Below are 17996 nucleotides of genomic sequence, written 5' to 3' on the forward strand. Positions count from 1 at the left end.
TATTCCGCTCCTGAACCATGTCTACAACGCCATTTCGAACCGGGTTCATTGCCGTGTCGGAATTGTTTTTGATTGGAGCACGCGATGACCGCAAGCCAAGATTTCGTCGTCAAGGATCTGAGCCTGGCCGACTGGGGCCGCAAGGAACTCGACATTGCTGAAACCGAAATGCCGGGCCTGATGGCCGCGCGCGCGGAATTCGGCAAGTCGCAGCCGCTGAAGGGCGCACGCATTTCCGGTTCGCTGCACATGACCATTCAGACGGCTGTTCTGATCGAGACGCTCAAGGCCCTCGGCGCTGATGTGCGCTGGGCTTCGTGCAACATTTTCTCGACGCAGGACCATGCCGCCGCTGCGATTGCTGCAACCGGCACACCGGTTTTCGCCATCAAGGGCGAAACCCTTGAAGAATACTGGACCTATACCGATCAGATTTTCCAGTGGCCGGATGGCCAGCCGTCCAACATGATCCTCGACGATGGCGGCGACGCCACCATGTACATTCTTATCGGCGCACGCGCTGAAGCCGGTGAAGACGTTCTGTCGAACCCGGGTTCGGAAGAAGAGGAAGTTCTCTTCGCGCAGATCAAGAAGCGTATGGCTGCGACACCGGGCTTCTTCACGAAGCAGCGCGATGCCATCAAGGGCGTGACCGAAGAAACCACCACGGGCGTCAATCGTCTGTACCAGTTGCAGAAGAAGGGTCTCCTGCCCTTCCCGGCTATCAACGTCAATGACAGCGTGACCAAGTCGAAGTTCGACAACAAGTATGGCTGCAAGGAATCGCTGGTCGACGGTATCCGTCGCGGCACCGACGTAATGATGGCTGGCAAGGTCGCCGTCGTCTGCGGTTACGGCGATGTCGGCAAAGGCTCCGCCCAGTCGCTGGCTGGCGCTGGCGCTCGCGTCAAGGTGACGGAAGTCGATCCGATCTGCGCCCTTCAGGCCGCCATGGACGGCTTTGAAGTCGTAACGCTCAGCGATGCTGCTCCGACCGCCGATATCGTGATCACCACGACCGGCAACAAGGACGTCATCACGCTGGACGACATGCGCAAGATGAAAGACATGTGCATCGTCGGCAATATCGGCCACTTCGACAACGAAATTCAGATTGCCGCTCTGCGCAATCTGAAGTGGACCAACGTCAAGCCGCAGGTCGATCTGATCGAGTTCCCGGATGGCAAGCGCCTGATCCTTCTCTCGGAAGGCCGCCTGCTCAATCTCGGCAACGCGACTGGCCATCCGAGCTTCGTGATGTCGGCTTCCTTCACCAACCAGGTGCTGGCCCAGATCGAGCTCTACACGCGTCCGGAAGCCTACAAGAACGAAGTCTATGTTCTGCCGAAGCATCTCGACGAGAAGGTCGCACGTCTGCATCTCGACAAGCTGGGTGCGAAGCTGACTGTGCTTTCTGAGGAACAGGCTGCGTATATCGGCGTCACTCCACAGGGCCCGTACAAGTCCGAACACTACAGATATTAACCATAGGTTAAGCATTCTACTACATGTTGAGATCGGGCGGTTGACAAGCTGTCCGATCTTTCTTTTTGCGCGCGACACGCTTCACGTGGATTCGTCAGAAGGGTATTGTGAAGACGAATCAAAAGCATTCCCGGCAAAAGTGTATTGCGGTTTTGGCGTCCGGGTATGCGAAGAAACAATGTGTTTTGGCGGGTGTTCGCGTAGTGCGTTTTTTGCCGGTTTCGGCGGGAAGCGACTGGTCGCTTCGTCCCTGAAACACGTTTGGCTATCGGGCACTGTGGCGGTGCGTGATGGCCAATCGAGACGTTGAAGTGTTTGAAATGCGGGTGCGCGTCCGTTTTTACGGGTTGTGCAGTCGGGTGGCGGAGAAAAGGGAAACATGCCAGAAGTCGGCTTACCGGATCAGGCCCGGGGCAATTCCACAATCGGAAAAGGCAGAAGCCTGACGGTTGCCCTTGCTTGTATTGCAAAGCCGCTTCGGCAGGTCGTTTTGAAGGCGACCGTGTCGGTTTCCGCCGTTCTTGCCGCAATGCCTGCTTTCGCGCAGGGCGCTGATGGGGCACGCATCGAGCTGCCTTTTGGCGGCGGCAGCGTCGGTGCTTTCGAAGTTATCCAGTTTTCCATGTTTGTTGGCGCCATGGGCGCGGCGCTGCTTTCCGCAGGCTGGCTCATTCGCGAGCGTTCGCGCGCTGCCAATGAAAACAAGGACCTGCGTTCAAAACTCTCCGATCTGAGCCTCACTGCGCAGCGCAATGAAGCGCTTCTCAATCTCAAGGATCAGCGGATCGTCGTCTGGGACGGTCATACAGTGCGGGCCGATGTGGTCGGACAATTGCCGGATGAAAGCGGTGCGCCGCAGGATCGTTCGGCATTTCTGGCTTTCGGTCGCTGGCTGCGTCCGCAATCGGTGACGGCACTCGAACGCGCCGTCGCGTCGCTGCGCGAACATGCGCGCACCTTCGATCTGACGGTCGAAACCAATAATGGCACGCTGCTCGATGTTTATGGCCGCACGTCCGGCGGTCTGGCCGTCGCCCGCTTCTTCAGCCTGCAAGGCGTTCAGGCGGAACGCGCCGCACTTCAGGCGCAGAACCGCGAATTGTCGGAACGGGTTGAACTCCTGCGCCGCCTGCTAGAACGCATCGAGCAACCGGTCTGGGTTCGCGATGGTAATGGCCGCATCGAATGGGTCAATCAGGCCTATGCGCGTGCGGTGGATATGCCCGATACCAGCCAGACGATAGCAGAGGGCCGTGAGCTTTTCGGCGCACAAGCGCGGATCCGTCTGGAGCGGGATCGTTTTGCCGAGCCGGTTCTGCATGAGCAACTACCGACAGTTGTGCGCGGCGATCGCCGAATTTTCGATGTGACCGATGTGAGCGCCGAGGGCGGTTCCGCCGGTCTCGGCTTTGATCTGAGTGAAGTCGAGCAGGTGCGCGAAGAACTGAGCCGCACGCTGAAGAGCCACGCTGAAACGCTGGATCAGCTCTCCACGGCCGTAGCGATTTTCGATCCCGAAATGAAGCTCCAGTTCTTCAATCAGGCCTTTGCGAAGCTCTGGTCGCTCGATACGGCCTGGCTGGAAACCCAGCCGAGCAACACCTTGCTCTTCGACCGCCTGCGGTCCGAAGGCAAGCTGCCGGAACAGCCGGAATGGCGCAAATGGAAAGACGGCATGCTGTCCGCCTATCGCGCTGTCGAGCCGCAGGAGCACATGTGGCATCTGCCGGATACGCGCACGATGCGTGTGGTGGCCAATCCGCATCCGCAAGGCGGCGTGACCTGGTTCTTCGAGAATATGACGGAAAAGTTCGAACTCGAAGGCCGCTACAACACGCTGATCAAGGTTCAGGGCGAAACGCTGGATCATCTGGCTGAGGCCGTGGCGGTGTTCGGCTCCGATGGCCGCATGCGCCTTTCCAATCCGTCCTTTGCGGATTTGTGGTCATTGCCTGCTGCGATGGTCGTGGTGGGTACGCATATCTCCACGATTTCAAAGCTTTGCCGCGAACGCGGTGGAAACGGTCTGTGGGACGATTTCGTGTCCTCGGTGACCGGTTTCCTCGACCAGCGTGACGGTCGCATGGGGCAGGTGGAGCTGGATGACGGTGTGATCCTGTCCTTCGCCGTGGTGCCGCTGCCCAAGGGGCAGACCATGCTCACCTTCATCGACGTGACCGATACTGTGCGCGTTGAACGCGCCCTGAAGGAAAAGAACGAAGCGCTGGAACTGGCCGACCAGATCAAGAACGATTTCGTACAGCACGTCTCCTACGAGCTGCGTTCGCCGCTGACCAACATTATCGGCTTTACCGAACTGCTGCAGACCCCGTCCTTCGGCTCGCTCAACGAGCGTCAGGTCGAATATCTGGAGCATATCAGCACGTCTTCCTCGGTATTGCTGACCATTGTGAACGATATTCTCGATCTTGCGACCGTTGATGCCGGCATCATGGAGCTGGAGATCGGCGATGTTTCGGTGGTGGAAGCGATTTCCGCTGCAGCTTCGCGGGTGAGCGAACGTCTGCGCGACCATGATATCGGCCTTGATGTCGATATTGCCGACGATGTGGACGTCTTCAAGGCTGATGCCAATCGCGTGCGTCAGGTGCTTTTCAACCTTCTGTCCAACGCGACGAATTACGCGCCGGAGGGGTCGACGGTCACCTTGCAGGTCGCCCGTGAAGGGTCCGAAGTGGTCTTCTCTGTTCATGACGACGGGCATGGCATGCCGCCGGAAGTTCTGGACACTGTCTTCAAGCGCTTCCAGTCCTACCCCAATGGCGGGCGCAAGCGCGGTGCCGGGCTTGGCCTCGCCATCGTTAAAAGCTTCGTGGAGCTGCATGGCGGCAAGGTCGATATCGAGACCGGCGCGGGCAGGGGAACGACCGTCATCTGCCGCTTCCCTTCGGAGACACGCAGCTTCCGTGTTGCTGCCGAATAAGGTAAACGGTGCCCATGAGCGCCCAAACACAGATTCTCGAATCCTACCTGCCCGATGAAGCCGCCACACTCCGGTTTGGCGAGGACTTCGCTCTCGCTCTGCAAAAGGGCGATCTGGTCACGCTTTCCGGTGATCTGGGGGCGGGGAAGTCGTCGCTGGCACGCGCAATAATCCGCGCCATTGCTGACGATCCAGGGTTGGAAGTGCCAAGCCCAACCTTCACGCTGGTGCAGAGCTACGAAGCGCTTCGTCTACCGGTTGCCCATGCCGATCTTTATCGCCTGTCGTCGGGAGAAGAACTCGATGAACTGGGACTGGTCGAATTTCTGGACGATGGTGTTGTGCTTTCCGAATGGCCGGAACGCGGCGAGGGCTTTTTGCCCGAAGCGAATTTCTCGGTCACGCTTTCGCATGAAGGGGCAGGGCGGTGCATCGCCATTACCGGGCCGCAGGCGGCGATCAGCCGTCTGGAGCGCTCGCTGGCCATTCGCGCTTTCCTTGACCGCCACGACCGACAGGGTGCCGAGCGGCGTTATCTGCAAGGCGATGCATCTCCGCGCAAATATGAAACGATCCGCACTGCGCATGGCGTCGAAATTCTCATGAATGCGCCGCAGATGCCCTATGATCCGCCGTTGCGTGACGGCAAGACCTATCGGCAGATTGCGCATCTGGCCGAAAATATTCTGGCTTTCGCGGCCATTGACGGGCTTCTGGCCGCGCATGGTTTTCGCGTGCCCGAAATGCGGGCCGCTGATCTGGACGCAGGTTTTCTGGTTCTGGAAAATCTGGGCGTTGAGGGCGTGCGTGCTGAATCCGGTGAGCCGGTGGCGGAACGCTACGAGGCGGCAGGGCGCTTTCTCGCGCATGTGCATGGTGTGGATTGGCCGAACCGCGTGCCTCTCGATGGCTACGCCGATCACCTGATTGCGCCTTTCGACCGTGATGCCATGATGATTGAGGTGAGCCTTGTCGGGCAGTGGTATGCGCCGCGCATGATGGGGCGGCAACTGACCGACGCTGAAAAGCAAGCTTACGAAGCCGCATGGGACAAGGTGATTGCCGATATCGCCGACGTCGAACAGAGCCTGTTGCTGCGCGATTATCATTCGCCGAACCTGTTCTGGTTTCCGGAAGCTGAAGGCAAGGACAGGATCGGAACCATCGATTTTCAGGATGCGATGATCGGTCCCGCTGCCTATGATGTGGCCTCGCTGGCGCTCGATGCGCGCGTGACCATCTCCGTCGAACTGGAACAGGCGGTCGTGGCGGCTTATTGTGAGGAGCGCCGTCGCCTCGGCCATGCTTTCGACGAAGCTCTGTTCCGCAAGGCCTATGCGGCCATGGGCGCGCAACGCAATGCCAAGCTGCTCGGCCTCTTTGTGCGGCTTGATGAGCGTGACGGCAAACCGGCTTATCTCAACCATCTGCCGCGCATCCATAATTATCTCGGGCGTGTGCTTGTTCATCCGGTCATGGCGCCGGTGGCGGCATGGTTTCGCGAATTGGGGTTGATGCAGGAAGGGCTAGTGCGCAATGAAAATGCCTGAGACGGCCATGGTTCTGGCGGCGGGGCTTGGCAAGCGTATGCGCCCCATCACCGAGACAATTCCAAAGCCGCTGGTCAAAGTCGCGGGAAAGCCGCTGATCGACTGGGGTCTGGACGCGCTGGAAGCTATTGGCGTGCCCAACGCGGTGGTAAATGTCCATTACTTAGCCGACCAACTGGATGATTATCTCGCCGACCGGGCGGAGCCGCATATCGTCATTTCCGACGAGCGTGATCTGCTGCTCGATTCCGCAGGCGGTATCGTCAAGGCATTGCCGCTACTGGGAACGTCTCCGTTCTATCTTCTGAACGCCGATACATTCTGGGTGGGCGATACAGCGAAGCCCAATCTTACGGCTTTGAGCGAAGCCTGGGACGATACCCGCATGGATATCCTGCTGATGACGGCGGGGCTTGGTCAGGCCACCGGTTTCGAAGGGAAGGGCGATTTCGTCGCTGATGATGCAGGCCGTTTGCGTCGTGCCCGCGATGTGTCCGGAACGCCGCTGATCTATGCCGGGGCGGGTATCATTCACCCGCGCATTTTTGCAGGTGCAACGCCTGAAGTGGCATCGCTCAATCGATATTTCGATAAGGCCATAGCTGAAGGCCGTCTTTATGGTATGCCCATGGTCGGGCATTGGCTGACGGTCGGCACGCCAGAGGCCATAGCGCAAGCGGAGGCCGCACTTTCCGCACTGGTTTGAGCCGAAGTAATTGATGAAGGAGAGAAACAGCATGAGCAAAACAAAGCCAAGGCTGTTTTCCATTCCTTCCGGAACGCCCTTCCTGCCAGCCTTTGCCAAGGCCTTGCTTGAGGGAAGGCTGATCGAAGGTTTTCCCGGCAATCCCGCAGATCCTCTGGCACTGGCCAGCGCAACGATTTACGTGCCGACGCGTCGTGCAGCGCGCGCGTTGCGATCTGTTATCGTCGATATGAATCCGGCTAAGAGCGCCATTTTGCCAGCAATACGACCGCTGGGCGATGTGGATGAGGATGCAGCTTTTTTCAATGCCGGGACGGCGAGCGTATTCGACCTCAACCCGCCAATTGCAAAGGCCGAGCGGCTTTTGCTGCTGGCGCGTCTGATCCGTCCATGGCGTGAATCCCTGCCTGCCCATGTGCGCGCGCTGTTCGGCGTTGACGATGTATCGGTTCCGGCCACGACCGCCGATGCCATCTGGCTGGCCCGCGATCTGGCCGGGCTGATGGATCAGGTGGAAACCGATGGTGCGAAATGGAGTGAGCTTGCCACGATCGCGCCGGATGATCTTGCCGACTGGTGGCGGGTGACGCTCGGTTTCCTCGATATCGTTACCAAGCTGTGGCCCGATATTCTGGCCGAGCGCAAGCTGTCCAACCCGGCAGCACACCGCAACGAGCTGATCTGGGGTGAGGTGGCGCGCCTGCGTGATAACCCACCTCCGGGGCCGGTCATTGCGGCTGGTTCAACGGGTTCCATTCCGGCCACCGCCGAACTGGTTTCCGTTATCGCCCATCTGCCGAATGGCGCAGTCGTTCTGCCGGGGCTTGATCGTGATCTGGACGATGATGCGTGGAAGATGCTGGGCGAAGCCGAGGATAATCCTTCGACCTTCGGGCATCCGCAATATGGCCTGCACAAGCTGCTGCGCGCTATCGGGACTCTCCGCGAAGATGTCGAGCATATTGAGGATATGCCGACGCATGATCCCGAAAAGTTGACAGACTTTTCGGATGAGATCATGCGCAAGAAAAAATCGAAGCGGGTTCTGGAACGCGTTGTGAGTGAAGCGCTGCGGCCGGCGGAAACGACTGATGCGTGGGGTGCGCTCAGCCAACACCCGGATATGCAGCCGGATGTTCTTCTGGCTTCGGCCCACAAAATCGACCTCATTGAGGCGGCAAACGAACGCGAGGAAGCCCTGTCGGTGGCGCTGGCGTTGCGCGATGCCATTCACGAGGAGGGCAAGATCGCGGCGCTGGTGACGGCGGACCGCAATCTGGCGCGGCGCGTGGTTGGAGAACTGGCGCGTTTCGGCATTGATGCCGATGATTCCGGCGGGCGGCATTTGCGCGATGTGGAGACCTCGACGCTTCTGCGCCTGACGGTGGAAACGGTGTTCAATCCCGGCGATCCGGTGGCCTTGCTGGCGCTGGTGAAGCATCCTTTGCTGCGGCTGGAAACACCGCGCATCGACCGGCGTCTGGCTGGCGAAACGCTGGAGCTTGTTGCCTTTCGCGGCGGCACCGGCCGCGCTTCCGTCACTGACCTGCCAGCTTTCTTCGATCGACGACTGGAAGAAAGCGCCAACCAGTCCTGGCGTCCGGCATGGCACGACAGTATCACGCCGGAGATGATCGCAGCTGCGCGCGGTCTTTGCGAAAACCTGTCCCAGGCCGTGGCGCCGCTGGCGCCTTTCGCGACAACAAGCCGACGAACCAATATTGCTGAGATAGCACGGGCAACAGCGGAAGCCATTGAAAACATGGCGCGCGACGAAAACGGCAGTGTCGCGGCCTTCTATTCCGGTGAGCGCGGCGAAAAGGTTGCTTCCTTCCTGCGCGGTCTGGTTTCCAGCGAGTCGGAACTGTATTTCGAAGCCAGCGAATGGCCTGCAATTCTGGATGCGCTGATGGCTGGCGAAACGGTCAAGCCGCATCCGGGCGGTCATCCGCGCGTCTTCGTCTGGGGTGCGCTGGAAGCGCGTCTACAGACGGTCGATACGGTGGTGATCGGTGGTCTGAACGAAGGCAGTTGGCCTGCCAAGACGCGTAACGATCCCTTCATGTCACGCCCGATGAAAGCGATGATCGCGCTTGATCCGCCAGAGCGGCGCACGGGCCTTGCCGCGCATGATTTTCAAATGGCGCTTGGCATGGACCATGTGGTGCTGTCGCGCTCGCAGCGTTCCGACAACGCACCAACGGTGACATCGCGCTGGTTGCAGCGACTGGAAACTGTGCTGGGTGCGGATGTGACAAAGGAAATGCGCCAGCGTGGCCAACGTTTCCTGCACTGGTCGCGGGAGATAGATCGGGCACCGGATGTACCTTTCGTCAAAAGGCCCGAACCTGCGCCGCCGGTTGCAGCGCGGCCCAAACATTTCTCCGTCACGGAAGTGGAAACGCTGCGTCGAGATCCTTACGCGATCTTCGCCAAGAAAATTCTCAAGCTGCGTCCGCTGGAGCCATTGATTCGTGATCCGGCGGCGGCGGAACGCGGCACGCTGTTCCATGACATTCTTGGACATTTCACGCAGGAAAATATCGACCCGTTGTCTCCTGACGCCGCCGAGCGCTTGATGGAACTGGGGCGCATCCTGTTTGCCGATATGGATTTGCCGACCGAGATCGAAGCCGTCTGGTGGCCACGCTTCACGGCGCTGATCCCGCAGTTTCTCGAGTGGGAGCGGGAGCGGGCCTATAATGTGCAGACACGGTTTGCGGAAATCGCCTCGGATAAACGGGAGATCGAAAACCTTGGTATCACCCTTTCTGGGCGTGCCGATCGTATCGATCTGATGCGGGACGGGACCGCGGATATCATCGACTATAAAACCGGTTCCACGCCTTCGCCGCGTCAGGCGCATGTTCTGCTGTCGCCGCAGCTGGCGCTGGAGGCTGCTCTTCTGGTGCGTGGCGCATTCCGCGAGGTCGGCTCTGTTCGGGCGTCGGATCTCACCTATGTGCGGCTTCGGGCCGGTGGCGAGGTGAAACCGGAATCTATCTTGAAGATCAGCAGACCACCATCCGAAAAAACCGCGCCAGCTTTGGGTGAAGAAGCGTGGCAGCGCCTTGCACAATTGCTTGCTGAATATCAGAAGCCGGATAAGGGTTATCTTTCGCGCGCGCTACCGTTCCGCGAAACTGACCTGACGGGCGACTATGATCACCTTGCGCGAGTGCTGGAATGGTCCGCTGGCGGCGATGCCGGTGGGGAGGGCGGCGAATGAAGAAGAAACTCTATATCCCGCCGGAAACCATCGACGCACAGACACGAGCAGCCGATCCCGCCGCGTCGGTCTGGGTGTCGGCCAATGCCGGATCTGGCAAGACGCATGTTCTGACCGAACGCGTTATCCGCCTGTTGCTCGAAGGGACCGATCCCTCGAAAATCCTCTGCCTCACCTATACGAAGGCTGCGGCAGCCGTGATGCAGAACCGCGTGTTTGCGCGTCTGTCGGAATGGGCGGTGCTGCCGGATAGTGAACTGGAAGAGAAGCTGAAGTCGCTGGAAGGTCGCAGGCCGGGCGCGCCTCGTCTCGCGGTGGCACGGCGGCTTTTCGCCCGCGCACTGGAAACGCCGGGCGGCCTGAAAATTCAGACCATCCATGCGTTTTGCGAAGCAATCCTGCATCAGTTTCCACTTGAGGCGAATATCGCCGGTCATTTCGAGATGATGGACGATCTGATGCAGGCAGCACTCGTGGGCGAAGCACGGCGTCAGCTGCTCGAAACCGCGCATGGCGGCGGCGATACGGATATTGCAGCTGCCTTTGCCGATGTCTTGCAGGCATCAGGCGAAATGGGGCTGCAATCGCTGCTGGACGAGGCTGTAAACCGGCGTAACGGCTTGCAGCGCTATATTGCAGAATTGGGCGTTGCCGAAACGCGCGTCGAGACCCTGCATCGTGCATTCGGTTTCCATCCGGATGAGCGCGAAAGTGATATTCTGGCTGAACTCTGGCCGGTTCCGGAATTTTCCGATGACGCGCTCGATCTCATTCTTTCGATCCAGAAGGGTGCGGCGCGTGCGCATGATTTTGCGCTACAGCTGAAGCGCTACGACAAAGTGAGCGCCGCCCGTGACCGCGAGGCCGTGCTGCGCGCTGCATTTCTGAAAAGCACCGGAGAGCCGAAATCAGGTGCCTATGTCGGTTCGGCGGCAGTGAAGAAACTGCTGCCGGAATTCGAGGAAGCGTTTGATGGCGCTGCTTCCCGTGTTGAAATGGGGCTCGACCGGCTGAAGGAATTGCGCCTCGTGCGGCTCAATCTGGCCGCGCTGACGCTGATCGACGATCTTCTGCAACGCTATCATGATCTCAAGCGCAAGCGCGGTCTGCTCGACTTTGAAGATCTGATCACGCGGACCGTGGCTCTGCTCGCCCGCGATGGGGCAGGGCAGTGGGTACAGTACAAGCTTGATCGCGGCATCGATCATATCCTCGTTGATGAAGCGCAGGATACCAGCCCCGACCAGTGGCAGGTCATCCGCATGTTATCGGAGGAGTTCTTTTCCGGTCTCGGCCAGCGCAACCTGCAACGCACGCTGTTTGCGGTCGGTGACGAAAAGCAGTCGATCTATTCGTTCCAGGGGGCCGTACCGGAAGATTTCGCCGCGCAGGGCCGCTCGGTCAGTCTTCGCGCAGGCGATGCCGATCTGAAATTTGAGCGTGTCAGTCTCAACTTCTCGTTTCGTTCAGCTCCTGATGTGTTGCAGGCGGTGGATGAAGTATTTGCAAGACCGGAAGCCAATCGCGGGCTTGCGGGTGCTACGGTCCACGATGCTATCCGCGCCGACGCGCCAGGCGAGGTGGAAATCTGGGACATGCTGACGCCGGAAGCGGTGGAAGAGCCGGATGACTGGCGCGTGCCTGTCGATCATCTTGCAGCGCCTGCCGTGCGACTGGCCGAGCAGATCGCCGCCACCATCCGCTACTGGCTGGATAGAGGCGAACCCATACCGGGTCAGAACCGGCGCATCGCGCCGCGTGACATCATGGTGCTGGTGCGCAAGCGTGATCAATTCATGCCTGCCTTGTCACGGGCGCTGAAGAACCTTGGTGTCCCTGTGGCCGGTGCGGACCGTCTGCGCCTCACCAGCCATATCGCCATTCAGGATCTGATGGCGCTCGGACGTTTCGTTTTGCAGCCCTCGGATGATCTTTCGCTGGCTTCGCTTCTCAAAAGCCCGCTCTTCGGCTGGGATGATGACAGGCTGTTTGCGCTCGCTTATCCGCGTGGGTCAGGCTCGACGCTGTTCGAGCATCTCTATCGCGTCTCGCGTGACGATGAGGCGCTTGGCGCGATCCGCAAGACCTTGAGCCGCTGGCGCGGCATGGCCGACACGATGCCGGTTTTCGAGTTCTATGCGCGCATTCTAAGCGCCGACGGTGCGCGCCGAAAGCTTCTGGCGCGGCTTGGGCCGGAAGCGGGCGACATTATCGACGAGTTTCAGAACTACGCGCTCTCTGCCGAGCGCGCGGGTCTGCCGGGCTTGCAGGCTTTCCTCGAAACGCTGGATGCAGCCTCGCCGGAAATCAAACGGGAGCTGGATCAGGGCCGCAACGAAGTGCGCCTTATGACCGTCCACGCGGCCAAAGGCCTTGAGGGTGCGGTTGTGTTTCTGGTTGATCCCGGTAGCGCCGTCTGGACGGGAAGCCGTGCGCCCAAGCTGATCCCCTATGATCTGCCGCATGATGGTGCGCCGGTGAAAGGCTATCTCTGGCAGCCGAATGGCGGATGGCAGACCGGCTTTACCGCTTCACGTGTCGAAGATCTGAAAGCCCGCGCTGAGGAAGAATATCGCCGCCTGCTCTATGTCGGCATGACGCGCGCCGAAGACCGCCTCATCATCTGCGGCTATCGCGGCACGCGCGAAAGCGGTGAGACCTGGCACCGGCTTGCCGAGGACGCGCTTGCCGTCAAATCCGAGACCTTCGTGCATCCCGTTCAAGGTGTCGCCGCCCGGCGCTACCGCAACACGCCACGCGGATTGACGGAAATTATCGAGCCGGATCAGGCAAAGGCGACCCCATTGCCCGATCTGCCGCCGGAATATCTGCTGCCGGTAAAGCCCGAAGCGGGTCTCCCGCGTCCTCTGGCGCCTTCTGGTGCGTCAGCGCTGATCGAGGCGGATGAAGAGCCGCCGCTTGATGTCAGCTCGCCTGTGCTCGGGGATATCGTCGGTGACGGTGCGCCCGGCTTTGCCTTGCGACGCGGCACGGCCATCCACATGCTGCTGCAATACCTGCCTGAAGTTCCGGAGGGAGAGCGGGAAAAGCTGGCGGAAGATTATCTCGCCCGGATAGCGGGTGACTGGCCTGAGGCCGAGCGCCACAATGCCGTTCTGAGCGTGAAGGCCATACTGGGTGATCAGCGATTTGCGCCGGTTTTCGCGTCTGGTTCCCGTGGCGAAGTTGCAATCATGGGCACGATCAATCTTGGCGGGCGCGATCATGCCGTGTCTGGTCAGGTCGATCGTATCAGTGTTGATGAGACCCGTGTGCTCGTTGTCGACTATAAGACCAACAGGCCGCCGCCAAAGACCGTCGAGGCGGTTCCTTTTGCCTATCGTGCACAGCTCGCACTTTATAAGGCGCTGCTGGAGCCGCTCTATCCGGGGCGGGTCGTGGAAACAGCATTGCTCTTTACCGAGGGACCGTTCCTTTTGCCGCTGTCTGATACTGTTCTTGATGAAGCCATGCAGGCGCTGAAAGACTCTCAAGGAAAGTTCAATAACTAGAACTTGACGGATGGCAGCGGACACGCCACATGATATAGCGAAGAAAGAGCGGATTGCGTGTGAGTCTGTGAAGATGTCTGCCGTTCTTACCAATGTAGAGGATAGCCCTATGGCAACCGTTAAGGTCGATAACAGCAATTTTCAGTCGGACGTTCTTCAGTCGAACGAGCCGGTCGTGGTGGATTTCTGGGCGGAATGGTGCGGTCCATGCAAGATGATCGCTCCGGCGCTTGATGAGATCGCTGCGGAAATGGCCGGTCAGGTCAAGATCGCCAAGGTCAACATCGATGAAAATCCGGAACTCGCAGCCCAGTTCGGTGTGCGCTCGATCCCGACGCTCCTGATGTTCAAGGACGGCGAACTCGCCGCCAATATGGTTGGCGCTGCTCCGAAGAGCCGCCTTGCCGACTGGATCAAGGCTTCTGCCGCTTAATCAGAGCGCATCCCGAAAACTGTGAAACAGTTTTCGGATAAGATGCGTGTTAAAGCGGCATAACAGCATTCCAATAAAAAAACCCGGCCTTGGTGCCGGGTTTTTTATTGTTTGAGGAAGCTCGCGTGCGCTTACTTCGACTTCTTCTTGGTGTCAGTGTCACCGGTATTGATCGGCTTGCATTCGTCATGCGTGCCCAGAATATAGTATTTGCCATCGGCAGAAGGATTTGTACCAATAGCGCAAAATGGCATCACCTTGGTGCGAGTTCCCTTTGTGTGGGCTCCGTTTGTGGTACTCGCAGCAAAAGAAGATGTAGCCGAAAAGCTCAAAAATAGAATTGTTGAAATAATAATTGTATTTCGCATTTAAATATCCATCATTAAAAATACAATCAGTAATTAATGGATATAAATAAAGGCGAAATAGTGATTAATAATTATCTCATAATATTCTAAATTTATTAGGTGGGCGGCGTATTGTTCTCTTCCAATACTTCGCCAGCCAGATAGAGCGAGCCACAAATCAGTATGCGCGGCGGGATTTCATCGGCAGGCCATGTATCGTGCAGGAGCTTCAGCGCATTGGCGACTGAGTGGACCGGTTCGGCTGACAGACCAGCCTTTTGGGCCGATACGGCCAGCGCATCGTTCGGTATGCCTGCATCGCTGGATGGAATCGGCACGGTGAAGACATGGCGCGCCATGCCTGCAAAGGCTTCAAAATAGCCGACAGGGTCCTTGGTGTTGATCATGCCGGTAATCAGGAACAGCGGACGCGCGTTGCGTTCTTCGAGATCGCCGAAAGCTTCTGCAATCACTGCGCCTGCACCCGGATTATGCCCACCGTCGAGCCAGATTTCAGAGGTTGCGGGCGCGAGATCGACCAGTGTTCCGTGCGTCAGACGCTGCATGCGCGCGGGCCAATCCACAACCATCAGCGCTTTTTCGACGGCCTTGTCGGGGATGTTGAAGCCCGCAAGCTGCACTGTTTCGATAGCGGCGGCGGCATTGGCAATCTGGTGACGGCCGGGCAGGCGCGGAAGCGGCAGATCAATCAGCCCGTCTTCGTTCTGGAAGACCATGCGGCCATGTTCTTCAAAGGCCAGGAAATCCTGTCCGTAGACCGAAACCGGGCAGCCCAGACGATCCGCCGTCGAAACGAGCACTTCCCGCGCCGCATCGAAAGGCTGAAAGCCGACAACAACCGGGCAATCCTTCTTGATGATCCCGGCCTTTTCGGCGGCGATCAGCTCCACGCGGTCGCCAAGAAAAGCCTGATGGTCGATGGAGACCGGCATGATCAGCGATACGGCAGGTTCTGGAATGACATTGGTCGCGTCAAAACGACCGCCAAGGCCGACTTCCATGATGACGACATCGGCGGGATGCTCGGCAAACAGCACAAAGGCTACGGCGGTGAGAATTTCAAAGACCGTAATGTGCTGGCCGCCATTGGCAGTTGCAACGCGCTCGATGGCATCGGCCAGTACATCGTCCTCGACCAGCTTGCCACCACCGGGCGCAGCCAGACGATAGCGCTCGTGCCAGTTGACCAGATGCGGAGAGGTGTGGACGTGGACGTCAAAGCCGCCCGCCTCAAGAATGGCGCGGCAGAAGGCGGTCGCTGATCCCTTGCCGTTGGTTCCGGCAATATGGATCACAGGCGGTAGTTTGAGATGCGGATTGCCAAGCTTCTCCAATAGACCGCGAATGCGGTCCAGGGAGAGGTCAAATCCTTTCGGATGCAGTTGCATCAGCCGCTCGATAGCGGCAGCCGCCTTGCCTGCCACGATCTGGCTGCCCATGTCAGGCCGCCTTGCTATCGCTATCCGGCTTTGGCGATACCGGGCTGTCGGTGTTGGCCGGCTGCTTGGTCATGATCTTCAGGAGACGTGCAATCGTTTCCTTCAGCTCGGTGCGTGGCACAACCATGTCCACCATGCCGTGTTCCATCAGATATTCAGCGCTCTGGAAGCCTTCCGGCAGCTTTTCGCGGATGGTTTGTTCGATCACGCGCGGACCGGCAAAGCCGATCAGTGCACCCGGTTCAGCGATATGGATGTCGCCCAGCATGGCGTAGGAAGCCGTCACGCCGCCCGTGGTCGGGTTGGTGAGCACGACGATGTAAGGCAGGCCCGCTTCTTTCAGCATTTCCACAGCAACGGTGGTGCGCGGAAGCTGCATCAGCGAGAGAATGCCTTCCTGCATGCGCGCGCCGCCTGATGCAGCGAACAGAACGAGCGGACGCTTCAGCTCGATGGCCTTTTCGAAGCCCTGAATGATCGCTTCGCCAGCGCCCATGCCGAGCGAGCCGCCCATGAAGCCGAAATCCTGCACGGTGGCGACAATCGGCAGACCTTCGATGGTTCCGAGGCCATTGACGATGGCATCGTCCATGCCGGTGCGGGTGCGGTAATCCTTGAGACGATCTATATATTTCTTCTCGTCGCGGAATTTCAGCGGATCAACCGGAACCTTCGGTGCGTCGAGCGTGGTATATTCGCCATTGTCGAAGAAGAAGCGCAGGCGGTCTTTCGCCTTGATGCGCATGTGATGGCCCGAAGACGGGATCACGAACTGGTTGCTCTCCAGATCCTTGTGAAACACCATCTCGCCGGTCGACGGATCCTTGATCCAGAGGTTTTCCGGCATTTCGCGACGACCAAGCATCGAATTGATCTTCGGACGAACGTAGTTGGTGATCCAGTTCATGACGTTTGGTTCCGTTTCTTGTTCTTCGACGGCAAGCATTTCCGACAGAAAGTGCGGGCGTCTTTGCGCCCGCTTATGCGGAAAAGCAACTCTACCCGCTTAAATGGACGATTTATTGGGCGGCTTCAAGGCGTGTTGTGCGAACGCTTTGCGCCAGTGCACCGACAAGTTTGCTCACAGCGGCCACAGGATCGCCCTTAAGGGCACCTTCCGGCGTCAATTCACCGGCCACCGCATTGACGATTGCCGTGCCGACAACGACGCCATCCGCATGGGCGGCAATGGCGGCAGCCTGTTCCGGCGTCTTGACGCCGAAGCCGACGCAGATCGGCAGATCTGTGCTCTTCTTGATGTGACGTACCGCATCGCCGACGCGCGCCGTATCGGCGATGGCCGAGCCGGTGATGCCGTTCATCGAGACGTAATAGACGAAGCCCGATGCATTATGCAGAACCTTCGGCAGACGGTTGTCGTCGGTGGTCGGCGTGGTCAGGCGAATGAAGTTGATGCCAGCTTTCATGGCCGGGACGCAAAGCTCAGCGTCCATCTCCGACGGCAGATCGACAATGATCAGGCCATCGACGCCGGAAGCCTTGGCGTCAGTGAGAAAGCGCTCGACGCCATAGATATAGATCGGGTTGTAATAGCCCATCAGCACGATCGGGGTCGTGTCGTCTTCCTTGCGGAATTCGGCAGCCATGTAGAGCGTCTTGGTCAGCGACTGTCCGGCTTTCAGGGCACGCAGACCAGCAGCTTCGATGGCCGGGCCGTCAGCCATCGGATCGGAAAAGGCCATGCCCAGCTCGATCACATCCGCACCGGCCTTCGGCAGCGCCTTCATGACCTTGAGCGAGGTTTCGAGGTCGGGATCGCCACCCATGAAATAGGTGACCAGTGCCGGACGGCCCTCGGTCTTCAACGCGGCGAATTTGGTGTCAATGCGAGTGGTCATACCGTGCCCCGTGGCAAAGTGCGCGCAAGATAATCGGCGATGGGTTTGCCGGACATGGCCGTCTCCATCCAAGCGCGCCGTTCAAAGTCAATAATTCCGAGTTCCCAGACGCAGGCCATCAGCAAGGGCTGTGCGGGCATGAATTCGATCTCGTCGCCGAGTTCGGACTGCCACAGCATTTCCGTTGCGATGCCGCCTTCCAGCCACCAGTGCAGCAGAAGCCACAGGCTTTCCTCACCCTGATGGAGAATGGCGAAACCGGCGTCCTGATGCGGCAGGGCTTCAAGCCTTGCCGCAGCATTTGCGATCTGCCTGCGGGCGATGCCCACCGCAGCTTCGGCAAGCGGATTGGAAGGGTCCGCTTCAATGATGTTGAGCTTGATCGTCGCCGGGCCGCATTCCGTCAGGCCGTCGAACCATGCGGCACGCGGTCTGTAGGTGGAAAGCTCGGCAGCGTCTTTGCCCATTCTG

Annotated in this window: 12 protein-coding genes; 7 read left to right on the forward strand and 5 right to left on the reverse strand. The window is 59.0% G+C overall.

From position 1 onward, the window contains the following. The first annotated feature begins 84 nt into the window (after nt 1-84). The 7 genes from ahcY (at nt 85) to trxA (ending at nt 13859) form a co-directional block, all read left to right on the forward strand. A complete protein-coding gene (ahcY, locus tag ACTJKP_RS00860) occupies nt 85-1485 on the forward strand; it encodes an adenosylhomocysteinase (protein WP_140026058.1) in 1401 nt (466 codons plus the stop codon). Between the two features lie 379 nt (nt 1486-1864). After that, nucleotides 1865-4429, forward strand: coding sequence for a PAS-domain containing protein (locus tag ACTJKP_RS00865; protein WP_440629376.1), 2565 nt, complete (start codon nt 1865-1867; stop codon nt 4427-4429). Nucleotides 4430-4443: 14 nt separating this feature from the next. Continuing rightward, on the forward strand, nt 4444-5979 hold the full coding sequence (gene tsaE, locus ACTJKP_RS00870; RefSeq protein ID WP_440629377.1) for a tRNA (adenosine(37)-N6)-threonylcarbamoyltransferase complex ATPase subunit type 1 TsaE: 1536 nt from the start codon (nt 4444-4446) through the stop codon (nt 5977-5979). Further along, the gene (locus tag ACTJKP_RS00875) at nt 5966-6685 is read left to right on the forward strand and encodes a nucleotidyltransferase family protein (RefSeq protein WP_440629378.1); all 720 of its coding nucleotides are present in this window, start codon (nt 5966-5968) and stop codon (nt 6683-6685) included. Before tsaE ends, ACTJKP_RS00875 begins: the two co-directional genes overlap by 14 nt. Before the next feature lie 31 nt (nt 6686-6716). Beyond that, on the forward strand, nt 6717-9914 hold the full coding sequence (gene addB, locus ACTJKP_RS00880; protein ID WP_440629379.1) for a double-strand break repair protein AddB: 3198 nt from the start codon (nt 6717-6719) through the stop codon (nt 9912-9914). Beyond that, nucleotides 9911-13426, forward strand: coding sequence for a double-strand break repair helicase AddA (addA, locus tag ACTJKP_RS00885; protein ID WP_440629380.1), 3516 nt, complete (start codon nt 9911-9913; stop codon nt 13424-13426). Before addB ends, addA begins: the two co-directional genes overlap by 4 nt. 109 nt (nt 13427-13535) lie before the next feature. Beyond that, nucleotides 13536-13859: a thioredoxin gene (trxA, locus tag ACTJKP_RS00890; protein WP_078337659.1), complete on the forward strand. Its 324-nt coding sequence runs from the start codon at nt 13536-13538 to the stop codon at nt 13857-13859. Between the two features lie 131 nt (nt 13860-13990). Here the strand turns inward: trxA and ACTJKP_RS00895 are convergent, their stop codons facing one another. The 5 genes from ACTJKP_RS00895 to ACTJKP_RS00915 all read right to left on the reverse strand — a co-directional run bounded on the left by ACTJKP_RS00895 (nt 13991) and on the right by ACTJKP_RS00915 (nt 17992). Continuing rightward, on the reverse strand, nt 13991-14227 hold the full coding sequence (locus ACTJKP_RS00895; protein WP_440629381.1) for a hypothetical protein: 237 nt from the start codon (nt 14225-14227) through the stop codon (nt 13991-13993). A gap of 95 nt (nt 14228-14322) precedes the next feature. Continuing rightward, a complete protein-coding gene (locus ACTJKP_RS00900; protein WP_440629622.1) occupies nt 14323-15615 on the reverse strand; it encodes a bifunctional folylpolyglutamate synthase/dihydrofolate synthase in 1293 nt (430 codons plus the stop codon). A gap of 52 nt (nt 15616-15667) precedes the next feature. Continuing rightward, complete coding sequence (accD, locus tag ACTJKP_RS00905; protein WP_078337660.1) at nt 15668-16573, reverse strand: acetyl-CoA carboxylase, carboxyltransferase subunit beta; 906 nt, start codon at nt 16571-16573, stop codon at nt 15668-15670. Nucleotides 16574-16685: 112 nt separating this feature from the next. Then, nucleotides 16686-17525: a tryptophan synthase subunit alpha gene (gene trpA / locus ACTJKP_RS00910; protein WP_151588514.1), complete on the reverse strand. Its 840-nt coding sequence runs from the start codon at nt 17523-17525 to the stop codon at nt 16686-16688. After that, on the reverse strand, nt 17522-17992 hold the full coding sequence (locus tag ACTJKP_RS00915; protein WP_078337662.1) for a hypothetical protein: 471 nt from the start codon (nt 17990-17992) through the stop codon (nt 17522-17524). Before ACTJKP_RS00915 ends, trpA begins: the two co-directional genes overlap by 4 nt. Between the last annotated feature and the right edge of the window lie 4 nt (nt 17993-17996).

This window comes from Brucella sp. 22210 (assembly GCF_052045675.1).
Taxonomy (GTDB): domain Bacteria; phylum Pseudomonadota; class Alphaproteobacteria; order Rhizobiales; family Rhizobiaceae; genus Brucella.

Bases quoted from the DNA above. Each gene is read 5' to 3' on its own strand.
- ahcY (WP_140026058.1), top strand. From the start codon at position 85: ATGACCGCAAGCCAAGATTTCGTCGTCAAGGATCTGAGCCTGGCCGAC.
- ACTJKP_RS00865 (WP_440629376.1), top strand. From the start codon at position 1,865: ATGCCAGAAGTCGGCTTACCGGATCAGGCCCGGGGCAATTCCACAATC.
- tsaE (WP_440629377.1), top strand. From the start codon at position 4,444: ATGAGCGCCCAAACACAGATTCTCGAATCCTACCTGCCCGATGAAGCC.
- ACTJKP_RS00875 (WP_440629378.1), top strand. From the start codon at position 5,966: ATGAAAATGCCTGAGACGGCCATGGTTCTGGCGGCGGGGCTTGGCAAG.
- addB (WP_440629379.1), top strand. From the start codon at position 6,717: ATGAGCAAAACAAAGCCAAGGCTGTTTTCCATTCCTTCCGGAACGCCC.
- addA (WP_440629380.1), top strand. From the start codon at position 9,911: ATGAAGAAGAAACTCTATATCCCGCCGGAAACCATCGACGCACAGACA.
- trxA (WP_078337659.1), top strand. From the start codon at position 13,536: ATGGCAACCGTTAAGGTCGATAACAGCAATTTTCAGTCGGACGTTCTT.
- ACTJKP_RS00895 (WP_440629381.1), bottom strand. From the start codon at position 14,227: ATGCGAAATACAATTATTATTTCAACAATTCTATTTTTGAGCTTTTCG.
- ACTJKP_RS00900 (WP_440629622.1), bottom strand. From the start codon at position 15,615: ATGCAACTGCATCCGAAAGGATTTGACCTCTCCCTGGACCGCATTCGC.
- accD (WP_078337660.1), bottom strand. From the start codon at position 16,573: ATGAACTGGATCACCAACTACGTTCGTCCGAAGATCAATTCGATGCTT.
- trpA (WP_151588514.1), bottom strand. From the start codon at position 17,525: ATGACCACTCGCATTGACACCAAATTCGCCGCGTTGAAGACCGAGGGC.
- ACTJKP_RS00915 (WP_078337662.1), bottom strand. From the start codon at position 17,992: ATGGGCAAAGACGCTGCCGAGCTTTCCACCTACAGACCGCGTGCCGCA.